The following is a 17,413-nucleotide window of genomic DNA, read 5'->3' on the forward strand; positions in this document are numbered from 1 at the left end:
AAACGATCATCCTGAATTGATCCAATGGAATGTCAACATGAGAGGAAAAAGTTCTTGAAAGCGAAGGGAACGAACAGCCAGAAGAAAATTATGTAAAAACAATCCTATTTTACGAGGTATACATTTAATCAAATTAATAAGATAGTAGACAAACAAAATATACCGCCCTAGTTTTAATTCACTCTTCAATTTAGGGTGAAGAACTATATGGGGAAAATCACCAAATACTTTATTGAATATCAGGACCATGAAATAACGAATGATTACAAAGGGAGATGATAAGTATGAAAAGTACAGGTATTGTAAGAAAAGTAGATGAACTAGGAAGAGTCGTACTTCCGGTTGAATTGAGGCGTACTCTTGATCTTGATATAAAGGATCCAGTAGAAATTTTTGTCGAGGTTGATAAAATCATCCTCAAAAAGTACAAACCTTACAAAGCTTGTGCGGTAACCGGTGAAGTTTCAGATAAGAACAAGATGTACCCAGGTGGAATTATATTAAGTCCTGAAGGTGCGGAATTACTTCTTCAGGAGATAGAGGAAAAGGAAGGCATGGGTTTATAATTCTAGTTATTTAACAATCCTAGTGTCTAAATTCTATTTTTAAGTGTTGCTGCAAGTGTCACATTAGTTCATGTCATACATTATGAAACTATTCTTTTCACTGTTGTGGGAGAATCTAGGAGTTTGCTTCCGGATGTTTGTCAAGGTGGTAGCAAGATTGGCCGGAAGTTTCCGATCTTATCTAAAATAATAAACCTTCTGTTTGGTCATCGGACGGCATAAGCATGTGGGTGTCTAATTAAAACCGCCGCCTTTCTATTTTTTAACGAGTTCGGTTAGGAGGCGGTTTTATTTATAAGGTCTTTAGGATGACCAATTATCAAGCAAAGGGCCTTCAGCCCCATAAACAGGGTCTCTTTCAGGCAAAGGAACCTGGCTAATTTCTTCGAAAACTACAGGTCGTTCTGATTGCTCTCCAGTTTTCATATTGTGACTCATTCCGTTTGGATAGGCGCCAACCACTCTAAAATCAGGACTTGATTTGATTTTTTTATGACCTGTTCCCGCTGGAAGAACGAGGACATCGCCTTCAGCAACAATGACCTCTTTTCCTTGTTCACCACCAAGCTGTATCGTAGCAGAGCCCTTCATTACTCCTAATACTTCATGGGCATTACTATGATAGTGATGGTAATTGAAAACCCCGTTTGTCCAGCTGTTCAGCCAATTATTTTTGTTGAAAATTTCCTCTATATCATTAGGTTGGTCCTTAAACACGCCAGGGTACAGAAGGACTGAAAGTTTAGAGTTATTTGGGATAATGCCGTCGTCTTGAAAAGTGTAAGTCACGATCTCATTTACAGTCATCAAATCTCTCCTTTTATTTTTTAAAATTGTTTACTAATAACTTGATTCACTTTACCTCATGACACTTCCGCCAGATATTTTTATTGACTCACCAACAATGTTAACGGCAGCATCTGTCAGCAAAAATAGAATCGTGTTTGCAACTTCTTCAGGTGTGGAAAGTCTGCGGGAAGGGATACTCTCTTTTGCTATTTCTAATTGCTTTTCATAGCTTCGATTTTCCCGTTCACCCTTAGATTTAATGGCATTTCTCCCCATCTCTGTATCAACGTAGCCAGGGCATACCGCATTTACTCGAATCTGATCATTTATAGCTTCTAAAGCGAACGATTGAGTAAAACCGATTAGAGCAAATTTAGAACCGCTGTATGCTGTGTTTCCATGAGTCCCTCTTAATCCGGATAAGGAGGAAACATTAACGATTGAACCTTTTTTCTTTTCTTTCATCTGCAAATAAACATCCTGAGTTAATAAAACTGTGCACATGTAATTAAGTTCCATGATATTTCGCAGATCCTCTTCTGATAAATCCTCCAAAATTGCTCCGCCGCTAATACCTGCTGAATTTACAAGCCCTGTAATGGAACCAATCTCATCAATTGATGCTTTTAGCAAATGTTGGCGTTGTTCTTTATTTGTAAGGTCTGCTTTATAGGAAAAAACCTTGGCATTTGAATTTAACTCATTACATTCTTGTTCAATCTTAGATAACATTTCTTCATTCCTTCCTGTAAGGGTAACGTTCGCACCAGCAAGAACAGCAGCCTTTGCTGTGCTATAACCAATTCCTCCAGTTGCTCCCGTAATTAGAATATGTTCGTTCTTCAGTGCTTCATTATGAAAAACAGGCATTAAAAATCCTCCTAATTAAAATGAATGACATCTTTTGAAAATGATCTAAACTTATCTATCTATATCATTTTATACCCCAGCAAAAGTACAGAAAAACACTAGGAAGTTGATATTCGCAGATATAACCTGCAAATCATTAGTATAACAGCTAAAATCATTAAAGAGATGGAAAGAAAGAAGGGTGGGCTTATCAGTTGCACCTGAGATTAGTACAAACTGTAAACCACCCCCTTTTTTTGTATAATGAAAATATGTTTACATGAAAAAAATAAGGGTATATATTAATGCCATTTATTTATATTCAATACGAAAGGAGCTATAAGTCAGAGTGAGTGAGCAAGAGATTCATCCAACCCTCGAGAAAATTAGCAGAAAGATTGAAGTGAATAAAGGTCATTTATTAAATTTAATAACGGAACAAATAAATATTTCTTACCCAGCAAATGTTTTAAACCAAACAGAAGATCTAATAACATGGAGAGAAAATGTGATTCAGATGTATTCCAATTCAATCACATTGAATGAGGAAGAGGCTTATCATCTTGTTGATCAGTGGGGAAACGAAGCAGCCGATTTATTGGTAACAATTAATTTGCCATTAGATTTAGCGAATGAGGAAATTCGTTTTTATAGAAATTTAATAGGGACTATCATAAAAGAAGAAGCTAAGATTTCTCATCTTACTTTGGACCAATTTTATGAAGTGGTTGCTGCCTTTAATTCTGTTGTAGACTACGCCATTCAGCAAATTAATATTTCGTATATGAAGGAATATAATGCCAATCTCAAAATTGCTAAAGAAGCAGTAGATGAACTGTCTGTCCCAATTGTAAGAATAGCCGAGAAGATAGGTATTCTTCCGTTAATAGGAGATATTGATACCCACCGAGCCCAAATTTTGCTGGACGTTGCCTTAACTCAAAGCTCTCAATTTGAGTTGGAGCATTTGATTATTGATTTATCAGGTGTACCCATTATTGATACAATGGTGGCCAATCAAATCTTCAAAGTCATCCATGCTTTAAGTCTTATAGGTGTTGAAACAAAACTGAGCGGGATTAGGCCGGAAATTGCGCAAACAATGATTCAACTTGGACTTAATTTCAAAGATACAGATTCTTTTTCAAGCTTAAACCAAGCTTTAGAATATATAGGATTTAAGATAAAATGATGGAGAATATAAATAGAAAAAGAGCTAAGCAAAGTGCCTAGCTCTTTGATCATTTTTTATATTATTACCAGCCATAGCCTCCACCATAGCCTCCGCCATAGCAGCCATTGTTATCGTCATATGCACCACCCACAAATGCTGCGCCAACGATAATTAGCAAAATGAAAAGAACTACGATCAATGCAAAGCCATTGTTTCCTCTTCCGCAATCTTTGCTCATACAAACACCTCCTTTATAATCCTTTATATTCTATGAAGATAGTGTGAATATGGAGTGGGCAGTGTTCTTTAGTCAGTCGGTTTTTGCGTACTTCTTATCAATTTAGGTCTGGATCTTGTTTTAAATTAAACAAGATTCAGATGATAATTTCCTTTTAATGGTAGTAAGGGAGCTAAACAAGTAAATTTCCGTAATGATCCAGTGACAGCTTCAACATTTATCATAAATAAATGGTTAATATAAACGGGGCTCTGTGTGAATGATATAAGCAGGAGAAATGTTCTCAGGTCATGGCTGCCAGCTGACCTGTATCAACAACATCCCGGGTGGCAATTGCTTTAAATATTTATTAATACATATACAGCGTGTAATGATATCCTATATAATTAAGGTGTATAAACTTCTTATAATGTATGTACGGATAGCTTATAGAGACACGGCTCTAGCCCAGCTAGAATAGGAGTTTATGATTTAGAGATAATCATATAAACTAGGGTAGAAGCTTTAAACAACATGGCGTTTTTATACAAGTCGTGCAAGATAAAGGAACAATGTGTTGCAGGGATTTACACCCTCCAATTAAGGGACAGAGCTTTTTACTACATATTTTTAACCATGTTTGCCTCAAATTATTAAAAGAGAAGCTGTCCCTTTTCCTTCATATACAATAAAGAGAAAGGTGAACACCAATGAACGGAACAACTCATGCAACAATAGGAGCTGCAGGAGGCTTTATTATTGCCAGCACTTCTCAAGCGGATTCTATGATGACCTTTTTATTTATAGGAGCAGGCGCAATAGCAGGGTTAATCCCTGATATGGACATTGACGGCGCTTTAAGTAAAAAAATTACGTTCTCTCATGAACTTGTTAGGTCAATTGCTCAATTTATCGGATTATTGATGATTATCTATAGTTTTATAGATGGAGTCCAAGAGAAAAAATGGCTTGGAATGGCAACTGGAACGGGAATGATCGTCCTCGCCTCTTTTTTAACACAAAAAAGGATGCTCACAATGACTGGAATAGGAGTCCTTGCTGGAGGACTTTCTCTCCAAGAAAACTGGCTGATATTACTGGGGATTTATATTATTATAGCTTCATTTCTTCCTCACAGAAGCTACACTCACTCGCTTGCAGGGCTAATCTACTTTGGAATTATGGCAAATCAATTACAAATTTCTATGCAAGTAGAGGGAATTTTTATTACTTGTATGATTGGATACAGCAGCCATTTAATTGCAGACATGAAAGTGCTCCCTTTTAATAAAAGAGGGGTAAAATTGTTTTTGCCTTTTTCTTCAAAAGAGCTATAAAATTTGATTCTAGTTTAATTAAAAATTCTACCAACTTATCAAAAAATGTTCTAAAATAAAATGATAGGAAATGAAAGGAAGTAAAATAGGTGGCCTGCTTCATTAAAAAATAATAAACAGTGGTGGAGAAGGATGGAACTTTTAACAATTGTGTTACCCGCTTTATTAAATCCCAGTTATGCTTTCTATTTTTGTATGATCCCTGAAAAATATAAATAATATAAAAAATTCCTTTGGAAAAAGATAAGAAAGTGTCATATTTTTTATACCACAGTCCTTGATACTGTGGTATTTTTTGTCAGTTATGAAAGTTTAAGTTGATTAAAGTATTAACGTGATAAAGAGTGTGATCTTTGTCCAGCTCCGAGCGCCATCGGCCCTTAGGTCTCAGGGTCAATCCCTGACAGCTCGCCCGAGTGCTTGTCGCCGAAGGACTAGCGCTCTGCACTTTTCGTTCATTTCAGAATGTATATGTTATCCTTTTTTAGGAGGTTTCTTAAAAATATATAAAAATTCTATACCTATAAAGTATTGTCAGTTATTGTCGAATAATCGATATTTTGAAATTTTCGAAGATAAATGAGCCGATTTCGAAGATAATAAGTTAAGAATCGAAGATATATTTCAGATTTCGAAGATACAGCGTGAAAAATCGATGATAAGATTGAATAATTGTTGGCAGATCCAGAGTAAATACAGATGTGATCGTATGAACAAAGAGAAATCGTTTGAAACTTCGCCAGAATTATGTGGAACATTCCAATAAACTATAAAAAGAGTTTAGATTTTGCCCTAACGATTATTAGAGAGCGTTGTAAAAAGCCCTATCTTTTTTTGTTAGAGAGAAAAATTCCCTATTTGTTATGAAAATGGCTTTACTTTTTCAATAGATCAATTATAATTTAATTAAGTAATTACTTAAATATTTATTTTCGTGGAAGGACGAGCAGATGTGCCCATTAACGACCTGTTCAAAGCTTTATCAGATGAAAATCGACGAAAGATGTTGGATTTATTAAAAGAAGGGGATATGACAGCGGGTGAGATTGCCGGTCATTTTGAAATGAGTAAACCTGGGATATCACAACATTTGACCATTTTGAAGCATGCAGAGCTAGTGTTTGCCCATAAGAAGGGGCAGTTTGTGTATTATTCGCTGAACACATCTGTCTTTCAAGATTTAATGAAGTGGTTTATGCATTTACAACAATCTGAAAAGGGGAAGTAGGATGATGAAAAAATTGGTTTCATGGTTGTTATTGTTTATGGCTTTTGGTGTAAGTATTTATTTTTATCCGATCGTTCCGAGCTCTATTCCAAGTCAGTTTGCTGATGCAAATGGGACGGCAACTGGATATGGTCGGAAAGAAATAATTGTGTTTTTATTACCTGTAGTGATGCTGCTCATCCAGTTTCAATTTCTTTTTATAAAAAGACTTAAAAAGAATGTATCTTATTTTAAAAGATATGAAAAAGGATTAGAAAGTATTTTTCTGACCCTTTTATTCTTGCTTTTTACTGTTCATGGCGCCATTCTTTTAAAAGCTATCAATGTTTCCTTTAATATTCTTTTAGTTGTGCCGATCAGTGTAGGAATTATTTTTATTGCTGCAGGGAACACTCTTCCAAGATTTCTTGTACATGAACAACAAAACCCACTCTTGTCAGAAAGATCCCACACTTTATGGAATCGAGTGGCGAGACCCGTTTCACACCGCTTTATGATCGGTGGTTTGATTATCCTGCTATGTGGACTGATTCCAAATCCATTTATGATTGTTTCATTTTTTACTGTTCTTGCTCTAACCTTTGCAGCCATTATCCTGCATATCTATCGTGCTTTTGAGCATGCATAAAGGAAAATAGCAGCCCTTAAGGCCGCTATTTTTTTTCGGTTGGTAAGGACATAAGAACTTCTGTACCCACACCTACCTCACTATGAAATTGTATTTTTCCCTTCATCGCTTTGATAATACTGCATGTAACCATCATTCCAAGGCCGGTTCCAGTTGTTTTTGTTGAAAAATATGGTTCACCTAGCCGTTCTACCTGATCCTTCGTCATTCCTTTGCCATTGTCGCTGATTTTTATATTGACTTGATCAGAAATTATTTCCGTTTGAATCTCAATAATTCCGCTGTTCTCACAAGCTTCAATGCCATTTTTAATCGTGTTAATCATGCATTGCTTTAGTTTGGATTTTTCACCAATTACGTGAATGTCTTCATAAAGAAAATTAATGCGAAATTGAACATTAGCCATGTTGGCAAGTGGAGTTAATACATTTATACAATTTTGTATTTCCATATGTACATTGATTCGGTCTGTGTCCTCACTGACTGGTTTGGCAAATGTAAGATAATCATTAATAATTTGTGTCGCGCGGTCCAGCTCCTGGAGAGAAATTTTCACGTACTCTTCTCTTTTCTCTTGAGAAAGGGACTTGTCTGACATAAGCTGAAGAAATCCCTTTATTGAGGTCAGCGGGTTGCGAACTTCATGAGATATACTTGCTGCAAGGTGACTGACAACCTCTAGCTTCTCCGCTTTTAATACGCGTTTTAAAATTTGAAAGTTCTTTAAAAAAATTTCAAATAAAACAGTAGCAAGGATGATCACGATGAGATTCATGATAAGCAGCTCAGTCCAAAAAAGCATGCTATATGGAGAGGTGTAGAAAAATTCAATATGAATCATAGAAAAGAAAACAGAAGCTGTCATTACTAAAGAAACAATCGCAATTTTTTCTTTTATGGATCCTTTTAAATAACGTTTTGAAAAGAATGGTGTAATAAGACTAAGTAAGCCAAAAGAGATAACGGTTACAATAATTCCATCACCACCCATTGCTATACGAACCAAAACAGTGAGGAAAAAAAGAAAAATATTCATACTGTATCCGCTATACAAGATGCCTAATATGTAAGGGACTCGCCTTAAGTCGAAAAAAAATTCTTCTTCTATAGATATTGGAAAAAACATTGTTAAAATGATGGCAGCTGCAGGTACGAGTGACATTACCCAATCCCTGACTTGGCTTTCCTTATTAACTTCCTGGTAAAGATATAGGAATTGCACGAGAAGTAATGGAGACAAAGCAAGCAGCATATTACATAAAAACTCTGGACTAAAAAGCACATTCCTCACCATACCTTGTCAAAATTAACGTAACTATTTCATTATTAGTCACTTATTCTAGTTCTTTAAGAATATTATAACAATAACATTACAATAAATTAAGATAAATTTAGAGCTTTTGGAGGAGCTTAGGAGTACGAAAAAGGTGACAAGAAATAATAAAGGCAATTGGTGTTCCGCCGATTGTTTCTATTCCCACCTCTAAAACTGAAAGGTTGGAATTGATAAAATCAACGAAAGAGCTGATTTTTTTATACATACCCCCTGTACCTTAGTGCTTTAATGAACTTTAACATTCTGATTTTATATAAAAAGAGCCAGACCTCACTTGCAACTTCAGAAAGAACAAAGCTGTTAATATGAGTAGACTGGCATAATAGATAGATATTTATTTGAATAATAGGAGTTTCAGGTTGTTAATCAGCCACTAGTTCAACGGTAAAGGTCTTTGAACCACTTTAATAGCTGAAGGCATTTTTAAATTTAGTTGGGCTTGCTTTAAATAGTTATACATGGCTTTACTGCCGACTGAATTTGCTGAGTGAATCGTAATTCTCTCAGCATAAAGCTTGTGCTTTACCATATAATGTACAAGCATTAGCCCATTTTTTGTTTTGTTTACTAAATCATGGTCTAAAGAAAGATGATCAATGGAGTTTTTTTCTAACAATGTAATGCATTCTTCAACGGTCTCTGCAAGCACATGATCCGCCGGACATGTTCGATAATCATCAAGAAAAACATTGATCTTCATGATGATTCCCCCATTTATTAATTTGACTTGTCCTCATTCTAACATACATTCCTTTCTGCTAACTTCCTTCCGGGATTCGTTAAAAGAGTGTAAGCCAGTAGAGGTAAAGAGTCCAGAATGGAAATAGGTATTAAGTTGTGTTTTTCTTTTTCAAACATTAATACTAGTAAATTATGCTTAACTAAGGTGTTTCTAGCTTCTAAAGTTCTGCATTGCATACCAATTCTAATCAAATTTTCCAATTTGTGAAACTTTATTAAATTTTTTTACGTCTTAATTGGCAGACTATAATAAACTTGGAGAAACGAATGGATCGAATATATTACTAAGTTCCTTTAAATCTTCCTTGACGACTATCAATTGAATTGGATTTTTGCTTGGCTTGAAAAGTAATTACGTTAATTTACTTCCATGTGTTTCAAAATATTTGGATGGTAAGTGGTTTAATACCGATAACAGGAATTCCTTTGCCTTGTCTTGAACAGCTCTCTAAAGACAAGAATGTTTATGTTTTCTGGAGATGATTAAATGAATGATCGGTATTTTAAAAAAATGATGAAAAGAAGACTAAAAGGAATCAGGATGGTAGCGACTGTTTTATTTCTTATATTGCTTATAGGTTTTCTTTATGTCGTGATCAGTTATTAAGACCAGGTTCCCGTTATTATAAGGTGAGGGGTAGTAAAATGGAAAAAGTCATTAGCATTTCGTTCATTATTTTTGCTGTTTTTTTGCTTACTGACTTGAATAACCCTGTCCTTTCTTGCTTTATATGGGCAATTTCTGGAATTGTGATTATTTTTATCCTTATAGGAAAAGATCATGATGGAGAAGAGAAACATGAGAATATCAACAAAGAACTTTAACAAGCTTTCATCCAATTGCAATACATAATCACAAGTTTTTAGAGAAGTTTGAGAGGAAGTCTGTAAATAACGTTTTATTTTCATAGAAGAAATGGAAGGCTCTCCTTTGCCTTCCATTTTGGACTTAAAGCCAGGACAGACTCCTATTCATTTCCTAACCTAAAAGTTGTTTTGGCCTTACATACGCTTTTTTGAACAAGATGTGAGGAATATATGGCCTATTTGACCTAGGATCCCGAATTATATTTCCTTTCCTCATCCTTTAAATAACCGGCTTTTTTGCTATTTTTCTTCCTTACCTTTCTTATAAGAAAGAAAAGGACAATAATCGCTGTGATTATCGTAATGCTAAAAAAGCCCCCTAGGAATAAAAAGAAATCTCTTATTGCATCTAGCAAACATATCACCTCTCCTACAAAAATATACCCTTATTGAAGAAACTCTAATCCATATCTCTAAAGGAGGAGGTGAAACAATCGTCTGTGTCTTTGAGAGGCGGATGGGAAGGAGTAATTTATTGAAACGTTTATGTCTTTCTAACAGATTACGTAAGGAAATAAGAGATTCTAGTAATCTTTTTCGAGCGTGTTTTGATTTATCTTCGAAAATAGATCTTCAAAATCGACGGTTATATCCTGATAATTTCCAATATATAGATTTTTAAACAAATTGAATATCAGAAATCATATTAAAACTAAATTCATTAGTTATAAGCTTGATAAGGAAGAAAGCCTTCAGCAAATTCTTACATTTTATTTAAAGGAAATGAAATGAACCTCCTATCGACAGGAGGTTTCATTATTTAAATTTTTTTATGAGCCACAAGCAGGTGAAAGAAGGAAAATGATGATTTATGTCGAATAATCGATATTTTGAAATTTTCAAAGATAAGTCTGCCGATTTCGTAGATAAATTTCAGATTTCGAAGATATAAGGGGAAAAATCGAAGATAAGTAAACGATCGGTGGGGGGGCAAGAGCAAAAAGCTATTTGTTATGGAATGAACAAACAGAAATCGTTTGAAGTGTGGCCAAAATGAAGCTGGCACCCCAAAGAACTAGTTAAAGAGAAGAGAAAAAATCAGCTCTTTTGGTTGATTTCATCAATTCCCACCTCCAACCTCACACCTTCAGAAAGACGCGTAGCGTTCAAACTTTTATATTAAAGAATGATTCAAATTAAAAATATTAAAAGCGTGTTTTGATCCTCTTTTTTCAAAGCACGCTTTTAATATTTGCTCTTTTACGAGGTTTATATAGCTAATTTAACTAAAATTTAATTTAAAGCTACAGAAATTAAAATTATATTTCATTTAAATTAATTGTTTATTGAAATATAATTTCAAAAACTCTATAATGTAACTGAGATAAGTGAAATATAGTTTTATACCATTAAAATTGGAGGACGGATCAATGGACCAAAAACTGACCCTTTTGACAACAGAATCCCGAAATGATCGAACGCTACAGATAGATACAGCGGATACAAAGGATATTTTAAAAATGATGAATGAAGAAGATCAAAAAATTGCTTTAGCTGTTGGGCAGGTTCTTCCTGATGTTGAAGTCGCGGTTACATTTGCTTATGAATCAATTAAAAAAGGTGGGCGTCTTATCTATATTGGTGCCGGTACAAGCGGCAGGCTGGGTGTATTAGATGCGGTTGAATGCCCGCCCACTTTTAGTACGAACCCGGAGGTGGTTCAGGGTATTATGGCTGGAGGGGAAAAAGCGTTTATCAAGGCGGTTGAAGGCGCTGAAGATAAAGAAGAGCTTGGAGAGCAAGATTTAAAAAATATTCACCTCACAGCAAATGACACGGTTATAGGAATAGCGGCAAGCGGCCGGACACCTTATGTCATTGGGGCGCTTAACTATGCACGCAATATTGGCGCAAAAGCCGTTGCCTTGTCCTGTAATGAGAACTCGCCGATCAGCAAAGTCGCAGACCATAGGATTGAAGTTGTTGTTGGGCCAGAAGTATTGACTGGATCAACAAGGTTAAGAGCAGCAACAGCCCATAAAATGATTTTAAATATGATTTCGACAACAACGATGATTCATCTTGGAAAAGTATACGAGAATTTAATGGTGGATGTGCATGTGAGTAACCATAAATTAAAAGAACGAGCCATCCATATCATATGTAAAATTACAGGAGCTTCTTATGATAAAGCAAAAGAAACGCTGGAAGCAGCAAATAATGAAGTAAAAACAGCCATTGTGATGCTTAAAACGGAAAAAAATTATGAAGCGGCGGCAGCCCTTCTTAAACAGGCTAATGGTTATGTTAGAAAAGCAATTGAACTGGAAATTGAGTAAGGAGGGTAAGGATGGCAACAGGCGGAATAAACATGATCAAAAATATTCTTCCACAGCTCCCGGCATCTGAGAGGAAAATTGCCGAGTATATATTAGAGCATCCTCATGATGTTGTAAACAGTACTGCAGGGGAGCTGGGATCTTTAGCCAATGCGAGTGGTGCAGCAGTTATTCGGCTATGCAAATCGGTTGGAGTAAAAGGATTTCAAGAGCTAAAGGTAAGGATTGCAGGGGATTTAGTAAAGCCAGCTGAAAAAGGCTATCGTGATATTGAGCCTGATGAATCGATACAATCGATTGTCCAAAAAACAACTAGTAATAGTATTCAAAGTTTAAGTGATACAGCGGAAATTATCAGCCACGAGGAACTGGAGCGAGCTGTAGCTGCATTGCTTTTAGCAAAGAATGTACATTTTTTCGGCATAGGCGCCTCGCATATTATTGCGAAGGATGCTCAACAAAAGTTTCTTCGTATTAATAAAGGTTCAACCGCCTTTACAGATGCGCATCTTGTCGCAACATTGATTGCAAACGCTGATCAAAATGATATCGTATTTGGCATTTCTCATTCAGGGGAAACACCTGAGGTTACAAATGTTCTTTCACTTGCAAAAAACCGCGGTGTGAAAACAATTAGTTTAACGAAATACGGCCAATCACCTGTATCATCATTAGCGGATATTCATTTAAATACTTCCTATTCAACTGAAGCACCCTTTCGGAGTGCAGCAACATCTTCTCGCCTTGCCCAGCTTTATGTCATTGATATCCTATTTTTATGTATGGCCACCAAGCAGTATGAGGAGACAGTTGATTATATTGATAAAACAAGGGAAGCAATAAAATTTTTGAAAAAATAAGTCAATTGTTTTGTTGTTGCTTCAAATGGATTGTGCTTTATATAACGTTTTTAAAAAAGCGTTTTCAATGAAATGGAATTGCAATTTTTGTTGTTTCAGAAAATTTAAGTAGATGAAAGTATTAATGCATTAAAGTTAGTTATTCTTGTCCAGCTCCAGGCGCCATCGGACCTTAGGTTATAAGCTAATCCGTCAAAAGGTTAAAGAACAACCTTTCTGCCGGCTCGCCCGAATGCTTGTTGCCGAAGGACTAGCGCCTCTGAGCTTTTCGTTTAAAGATCCTGATAGAGACATTTTTTGTAAAAAGAGGGGGATTTGAAATGGCAGGGGAAAATAAAGTTTTAGCAAATGAGATATTAGAACAACTTGGCGGAGCTCAAAACATTGAGTCCTATACACACTGTATGACTCGTCTCCGTGTAACACCAAAAGATGAAACCATGGTAAATAAAGAAGATTTAAAAAAGATTGATGGCGTTTTAGGACTCGTTGAAGAAGAAACGCTGCAAATTATATTAGGTCCTGGAAAAGTAAATAAAGTGACAGAAGAGTTCGGACAACTGATTGAAGCATCTGGAGGTATTGATTTAGGAGAGCGGGCGGCACAGAAAAAATCAGAGCTTAAACAAAAAAATGCTACTCCATTTAAGATGTTTTTACGTCGAATTGCAAGTATTTTCATACCGCTGATTCCTGCTCTTGTTGCATCAGGATTGATTACAGGTATTACAAAGGCAGTTGTTCAAGCAGGATGGTTGCCGGCGGATTCACAAATTGCCACAATCTTAACAGTAATTGGCGGAGGGCTGTTTGCATACCTTGGCATTCTTGTAGGGGTCAATGCGGCGAAGGAATTTGGCGGTTCTCCTGCATTAGGCGGACTTGCTGGTATTTTAGTGATTAACCCGGCTGTTGCTGGCATTACCCTCTTTGGTGAAGAATTATTGCCAGGTCGCGGCGGATTAATCGGAGTTTTATTTGCGGCAATTTTTATGGCAACAGTAGAAAAGCGTGTTCGCCGTTTTATCCCTCAGTCACTTGATATTATTGTTACTCCCACGATAGCATTACTCATTACAGGAATCGTGACTTATATTGTATTTATGCCAATTGGCGGATTTATTTCAGATGGGATTACAAATGGTTTGCTTTCTATTTTAGAAGTCGGCGGAATTGTTGCAGGCTTTGTGTTGGGCGCAACATTTTTACCTCTTGTTGTAACCGGCTTACACCAAGGCTTAACACCCGTTCACCTTGAGCTCATTAACTCAATTGGCGATGATCCGCTCCTTCCGATTTTAGCAATGGGCGGTGCTGGACAAGTTGGTGCAGCTTTTGCCATTTATATGAAAACAAAGAAAGCACGTTTAAAACGAGCAATAGGAGGAGCTCTTCCTTCAGGGATGCTGGGGATCGGGGAACCGTTAATCTTCGGGGTGACGATGCCGCTTGGCCGGCCGTTTTTAACAGCATGTCTTGGAGCAGGGGTTGGCGGTGCATTTCAAGCATACTTTAATATTGCAACGATAGCCGTTGGTGTTTCCGGATTGCCGCTAAGCTTCCTTGTACATGCCCATCAGATTCTTTTATATTTGATTGGATTACTGATCGCTTATGTAGCTGGTTTTATCTTTACCTATTTATTTGGGTTTCATGATGATATGGCAGGTGAATTTGATTGATCGGAATTTCATTTTATTTAAGTGACCCTTTAGCAGAGCAGCGTATTGCTGAGGCAGGTCAAAAGGGGGTGAAGCGGGCATTTACCTCGCTTCACATCCCTGAAGAAAAAGGTGACCTTGCAAGCCGTGCAAAACATTTACTTCATGTGGCAAAGGATCATGAAATCAAAGTATATGCAGATGTTTCATTGAAAACACCAAAGCATTTAGGGATTCAAACTTTAGAAGATTTAACATCTCTTGGGGTTATCGGACTTCGCTTGGATGATTTTTTTGATCATGAAACAATCATTAGGTTGTCGAAGCAGTTTCACATTGCTCTCAATGCAAGCATTATTTTAAAGCAGGACCTCAATACTTTGCTATCGAGCGGGATTGACCGTAAAAGGTTAATCGCTTGGCATAACTTTTACCCGCGCCGTGAAACAGGACTTGCTGATGCTTTTTTCAAAGATCAAACGGATTTGTTCAAAAGCTTTGAGATTCCAGTCTACGCATATGTTCCAGGGCGGGGGGAGAAAAGAGGACCCCTATACGATGGTCTCCCTACTTTGGAGCAACACCGTGATATAGACCCATTTGTTGCAGCTGTTGACCAGTACCATCACGGCATTACGGATGTCTTTATCGGTGATCCGGATCCTGGACAGGGGCTTTTAGAACAGCTTATAAAATACGACGGAGATAAAGTAATGCCTATCCGCATTCAATCGTCCGGCTTGCAAGAGGGTGAGTATCGCCCCCGTCCAGACTTTGCACGAGATGTGCTTCGCTTAATGGATACACGAAGTACAAAATCCGTTCATCCGAAAAATATGGCAGAGCGTTTTCGAGGAACGATTTCGATGGATAATGATCGTTATGGCCGTTATCGGGGGGAAGTGCAAATTGCTTTAAAGGATCTTCCGGCTGATGAACGAGTCAATGTCATTGGGCAGGTCATTTCTGAAGATTTGCCGCTCCTTTCACTTATTCAGCCTGGACAAAAATTGGAATTAAAAGAGATTAGTAAGTGAAAGCTTTTTAGAAGAAGTAGTTAAAAGGGGATCTCATAAGTCGATTTTTCGTCTTAGAGACCCCCTTTAGTATTTCAGTAAAGCGGCTATAGCAATGGTTCTAACTTTTAATTAGTAATGGATTTGTCTTTTTGGAACAGCTTTTATTTATTCCAGGTGGATTCTTTGTTCTTAGGTTGTATATAAATTACAATTTCCCTGTTAAAAACTGTGCTTCCCCGAGTCCAAAACTCCAGTCGGCATCTCCATTTTCTGTAATGGAAATCATTAAGTCCTCGGGTGAAACACCACACTCGGATTCAAGTTTTTGTGCAAGCAAAGCATATAATTTTTCTTTTTGGCTGATAGTCCTTGCTTTGCTAACAATACTTATGATGACTAAATTGCTGCTCCTTTTCAAACCTAATCCTGTATCCTCGATAATTAGTTCATTGGAAGGGTGCTGATGGACAATTTGATAACGATCTCGCTCGGGTACATTAAATGCTTCAACCATAGCGTTATGTGCAGTATTCAATAATTTTCTTAAAGACTTTTCGTCACGGCCTTCTATTAAATCAAAACGTAATAATGGCATATAGGTATTTCCTCCTTAAAAGCTTTATTATTGGGAATAGCCAAAGGCTTGTTTCAAACAATTTTCTTCTACTTCAAAATAACTGGTGTTTGCTATACATTTAGTTATTCGGAGATTATAAGCTCAATATCATGCTTTTTTGCATATTCTTGATAATTTTTGCTTGGCTGAGTATCCGTAATAATATAATCAATTTCATCCAGACCACAATAGGTCATCAAAGCAGCTTTATCAAATTTGTAATGATCGACAAGCAAATACACTTCTGAGCTCCGCCTGACAACCGTTTGCTTTATCTCACTTTCAAGAGGGGATGAATTAGTCACCCCATTTGTAATGGAAATGGCGGTCGAGGCCATAAAAGCTTTGTTGATATTATAAGCTTTTAATAAATCCATGTTTTTAAAACTAACAAACGATTTTGTCTTACGGTCAAGGACTCCGCCTGTTGAAATGACATTTAAATTATGATAAGGAAGAGAATTCGTAATAAAATCTAGATTACTAGTAATGATCGTTACATGTTTTGTCTGTAAATATTCCACCATTTCTAATGTTGTCGTTCCCGAATCAATATAAATAATATCCCCATCTTCCACAAAATTAGCTGCAGCTCTTGCAATCGCCTCTTTTTGTTTTTGGTTACGTGTTTGCCTTTCGTTAAATGTTTTAAGTGTTGCATGATTTACAGCTACCCCGCCATAGACTTTCTTAATTTCCCCTCGTTCAACCAACTGCTGAACATCACGTCTTATCGTATTTTTTGATACATCAAACTTCTTGACCAGCTCATCTAAGGATGCTGTTTGATGTTCCAACACATATTCCTGTATTTGTTCAATTCGTTTTGTTTTTAACATATTTACCCCTCTTGTTTCCTTTATTTATATGAATGAATAGGTGGTGACAAAAAATGCACGATGACAAATGTATAGTTACTTCCAATAGAGCCAGAAATGTACTTCTAGTAAAATTATAAATGTTCTACTTTGCTTTATCAATAGTTACCCAAAAATTACCCATTCTTTTTATAATAATTGCTTTTTTTTTGGAAAAATCACTATAAAACTTGTAAAAATGAGTAAATTTTGCTTTTTTAGTTGGTGATAAGGGAGGATTCTCGAATTTAAATCACGAATTATCATTTTTTACTCGAATCTCGAAAAAATTTAAAAACTATAGTTGACTGAAAACGCTTTTAATATTATCATGAAATCAGAAATCACCAAAACTTAACCAAAACATAACAAAAGTTCTCCAAGAAGAG

General features: G+C 36.3%; 17 protein-coding genes and 3 pseudogenes. 12 read left to right on the plus strand and 8 right to left on the minus strand.

Translation table 11 applies throughout. The annotated features are described in order from the left end of the window. Positions 1-284: 284 nt before the first annotated feature. Entirely contained in the window at positions 285-566 is a 282-nt protein-coding gene (locus IC621_RS12740; RefSeq protein ID WP_191158691.1) for an AbrB/MazE/SpoVT family DNA-binding domain-containing protein, read from the plus strand. A gap of 120 nt (positions 567-686) precedes the next feature. Then, positions 687-782: pseudogene (locus tag IC621_RS26485) on the plus strand (metal-dependent hydrolase); the annotation flags it as partial. A gap of 87 nt (positions 783-869) precedes the next feature. Here the strand turns inward: IC621_RS26485 and IC621_RS12750 are convergent. Together IC621_RS12750 and IC621_RS12755 are read right to left on the minus strand one after the other, a co-directional pair. Further along, a complete protein-coding gene (locus tag IC621_RS12750) occupies positions 870-1,373 on the minus strand; it encodes a cupin domain-containing protein (RefSeq protein ID WP_191158692.1) in 504 nt (167 codons plus the stop codon). Positions 1,374-1,424: 51 nt separating this feature from the next. Then, entirely contained in the window at positions 1,425-2,225 is an 801-nt protein-coding gene (locus IC621_RS12755) for an SDR family NAD(P)-dependent oxidoreductase (protein ID WP_191158693.1), read from the minus strand. 328 nt (positions 2,226-2,553) lie between these two features. Here IC621_RS12755 and IC621_RS27025 point away from each other — a divergent pair, with 328 nt between their 5' ends. Next, positions 2,554-3,396 carry an STAS domain-containing protein gene (locus IC621_RS27025; protein ID WP_191158694.1) on the plus strand — a complete coding sequence of 281 codons (843 nt, stop codon included), beginning with the start codon at positions 2,554-2,556 and terminating at the stop codon, positions 3,394-3,396. Positions 3,397-3,520: 124 nt separating this feature from the next. Here the strand turns inward: IC621_RS27025 and IC621_RS26495 are convergent. Next, positions 3,521-3,616, minus strand: a pseudogene (locus IC621_RS26495) (YjcZ family sporulation protein); the annotation flags it as partial. Positions 3,617-4,305: 689 nt separating this feature from the next. Between IC621_RS26495 and IC621_RS12770 the strand changes: the two are divergent. From IC621_RS12770 to IC621_RS12780, 3 genes are all read left to right on the plus strand, one after another. Further along, positions 4,306-4,932 (plus strand): metal-dependent hydrolase, encoded by a 627-nt coding sequence (locus IC621_RS12770; protein WP_191158696.1) that lies wholly within the window; start codon positions 4,306-4,308, stop codon positions 4,930-4,932. 958 nt (positions 4,933-5,890) lie between these two features. Next, on the plus strand, positions 5,891-6,160 hold the full coding sequence (locus tag IC621_RS12775) for an autorepressor SdpR family transcription factor (RefSeq protein ID WP_191158737.1): 270 nt from the start codon (positions 5,891-5,893) through the stop codon (positions 6,158-6,160). A gap of 1 nt (position 6,161) precedes the next feature. Then, the gene (locus IC621_RS12780) at positions 6,162-6,788 is read left to right on the plus strand and encodes a DUF1648 domain-containing protein (protein WP_191158697.1); all 627 of its coding nucleotides are present in this window, start codon (positions 6,162-6,164) and stop codon (positions 6,786-6,788) included. A 25-nt stretch (positions 6,789-6,813) separates the two neighbouring features. Here the strand turns inward: IC621_RS12780 and IC621_RS12785 are convergent, their stop codons facing one another. The 3 genes from IC621_RS12785 to IC621_RS12795 all read right to left on the minus strand — a co-directional run bounded on the left by IC621_RS12785 (position 6,814) and on the right by IC621_RS12795 (position 8,824). Then, entirely contained in the window at positions 6,814-8,070 is a 1,257-nt protein-coding gene (locus IC621_RS12785; RefSeq protein WP_191158698.1) for an ATP-binding protein, read from the minus strand. Between the two features lie 109 nt (positions 8,071-8,179). After that, the gene (locus IC621_RS12790; protein WP_191158699.1) at positions 8,180-8,329 is read right to left on the minus strand and encodes a hypothetical protein; all 150 of its coding nucleotides are present in this window, start codon (positions 8,327-8,329) and stop codon (positions 8,180-8,182) included. A gap of 168 nt (positions 8,330-8,497) precedes the next feature. Next, positions 8,498-8,824 (minus strand): cyclic-phosphate processing receiver domain-containing protein, encoded by a 327-nt coding sequence (locus IC621_RS12795; protein ID WP_191158700.1) that lies wholly within the window; start codon positions 8,822-8,824, stop codon positions 8,498-8,500. 389 nt (positions 8,825-9,213) lie between these two features. Between IC621_RS12795 and IC621_RS12800 the strand changes: the two are divergent. The 6 genes and pseudogenes from IC621_RS12800 to IC621_RS12825 form a co-directional block, all read left to right on the plus strand. Continuing rightward, positions 9,214-9,297, plus strand: a pseudogene (locus IC621_RS12800) (FtsW/RodA/SpoVE family cell cycle protein); the annotation flags it as partial. Positions 9,298-9,510: 213 nt separating this feature from the next. Further along, complete coding sequence (locus tag IC621_RS12805; RefSeq protein ID WP_191158701.1) at positions 9,511-9,690, plus strand: hypothetical protein; 180 nt, start codon at positions 9,511-9,513, stop codon at positions 9,688-9,690. A gap of 1,412 nt (positions 9,691-11,102) precedes the next feature. Then, positions 11,103-12,011, plus strand: a complete 909-nt coding sequence (gene murQ / locus IC621_RS12810; RefSeq protein ID WP_191158702.1) for an N-acetylmuramic acid 6-phosphate etherase — start codon at positions 11,103-11,105, stop codon at positions 12,009-12,011. Between the two features lie 11 nt (positions 12,012-12,022). Beyond that, positions 12,023-12,871: a MurR/RpiR family transcriptional regulator gene (locus IC621_RS12815; protein WP_191158703.1), complete on the plus strand. Its 849-nt coding sequence runs from the start codon at positions 12,023-12,025 to the stop codon at positions 12,869-12,871. 320 nt (positions 12,872-13,191) lie between these two features. Continuing rightward, a complete protein-coding gene (locus tag IC621_RS12820) occupies positions 13,192-14,553 on the plus strand; it encodes a PTS transporter subunit EIIC (protein ID WP_191158704.1) in 1,362 nt (453 codons plus the stop codon). Next, complete coding sequence (locus IC621_RS12825; RefSeq protein ID WP_191158705.1) at positions 14,550-15,569, plus strand: MupG family TIM beta-alpha barrel fold protein; 1,020 nt, start codon at positions 14,550-14,552, stop codon at positions 15,567-15,569. Before IC621_RS12820 ends, IC621_RS12825 begins: the two co-directional genes overlap by 4 nt. A 187-nt stretch (positions 15,570-15,756) precedes the next feature. Here IC621_RS12825 and IC621_RS12830 read toward each other — a convergent pair whose 3' ends face one another. Beyond that, positions 15,757-16,146 (minus strand): tautomerase family protein, encoded by a 390-nt coding sequence (locus tag IC621_RS12830; protein ID WP_191158706.1) that lies wholly within the window; start codon positions 16,144-16,146, stop codon positions 15,757-15,759. 104 nt (positions 16,147-16,250) lie between these two features. Next, the gene (locus IC621_RS12835; protein WP_191158707.1) at positions 16,251-17,006 is read right to left on the minus strand and encodes a DeoR/GlpR family DNA-binding transcription regulator; all 756 of its coding nucleotides are present in this window, start codon (positions 17,004-17,006) and stop codon (positions 16,251-16,253) included. Positions 17,007-17,413: the final 407 nt, after the last annotated feature.

This window comes from Metabacillus arenae, from assembly GCF_014773385.1.
Taxonomy (GTDB): Bacteria; Bacillota; Bacilli; order Bacillales; family Bacillaceae; genus Metabacillus_D; species Metabacillus_D arenae.

Bases quoted from the DNA above. Each gene is read 5' to 3' on its own strand.
- IC621_RS12740 (WP_191158691.1), top strand. From the start codon at position 285: ATGAAAAGTACAGGTATTGTAAGAAAAGTAGATGAACTAGGAAGAGTC.
- IC621_RS12750 (WP_191158692.1), bottom strand. From the start codon at position 1,373: ATGACTGTAAATGAGATCGTGACTTACACTTTTCAAGACGACGGCATT.
- IC621_RS12755 (WP_191158693.1), bottom strand. From the start codon at position 2,225: ATGCCTGTTTTTCATAATGAAGCACTGAAGAACGAACATATTCTAATT.
- IC621_RS12770 (WP_191158696.1), top strand. From the start codon at position 4,306: ATGAACGGAACAACTCATGCAACAATAGGAGCTGCAGGAGGCTTTATT.
- IC621_RS12780 (WP_191158697.1), top strand. From the start codon at position 6,162: ATGATGAAAAAATTGGTTTCATGGTTGTTATTGTTTATGGCTTTTGGT.
- IC621_RS12790 (WP_191158699.1), bottom strand. From the start codon at position 8,329: ATGTATAAAAAAATCAGCTCTTTCGTTGATTTTATCAATTCCAACCTT.
- IC621_RS12795 (WP_191158700.1), bottom strand. From the start codon at position 8,824: ATGAAGATCAATGTTTTTCTTGATGATTATCGAACATGTCCGGCGGAT.
- IC621_RS12805 (WP_191158701.1), top strand. From the start codon at position 9,511: ATGGAAAAAGTCATTAGCATTTCGTTCATTATTTTTGCTGTTTTTTTG.
- murQ (WP_191158702.1), top strand. From the start codon at position 11,103: ATGGACCAAAAACTGACCCTTTTGACAACAGAATCCCGAAATGATCGA.
- IC621_RS12815 (WP_191158703.1), top strand. From the start codon at position 12,023: ATGGCAACAGGCGGAATAAACATGATCAAAAATATTCTTCCACAGCTC.
- IC621_RS12820 (WP_191158704.1), top strand. From the start codon at position 13,192: ATGGCAGGGGAAAATAAAGTTTTAGCAAATGAGATATTAGAACAACTT.
- IC621_RS12830 (WP_191158706.1), bottom strand. From the start codon at position 16,146: ATGCCATTATTACGTTTTGATTTAATAGAAGGCCGTGACGAAAAGTCT.
- IC621_RS12835 (WP_191158707.1), bottom strand. From the start codon at position 17,006: ATGTTAAAAACAAAACGAATTGAACAAATACAGGAATATGTGTTGGAA.